Below are 252 nucleotides of genomic sequence, written 5' to 3' on the forward strand. Positions count from 1 at the left end.
GCACGAACGGACCGGCCTCGAAGCGCACGAAGCTGTAGTCCAGCGAGGCATAGCCGCGGCTGACCGACTTGAGCTTGTCGAAGAAGTCCAGCACCACCTCGGCCATCGGCAGCTCGTAGCTGATCTGCACCTGGCTGCCCATGTAGTTGATGCCGAGCTGGCTGCCGCGCTTTTCCTCGCACAGCTTGATGATGTTGCCGATGTATTCCTCGGGGGTGAGGATGTTGGCGCGGATGATCGGCTCGCGGATTT

At 61.1% G+C, this 252-nt stretch carries 1 pseudogene; it reads right to left on the minus strand.

Annotated elements, in window-relative coordinates:
- Positions 1-252 (minus strand): annotated as a pseudogene (locus SB822_RS59180) (elongation factor 4); the annotation flags it as partial.

The organism is Paraburkholderia sp. SIMBA_054, from assembly GCF_046534875.1.
Taxonomy (GTDB): domain Bacteria; phylum Pseudomonadota; class Gammaproteobacteria; order Burkholderiales; family Burkholderiaceae; genus Paraburkholderia; species Paraburkholderia hospita.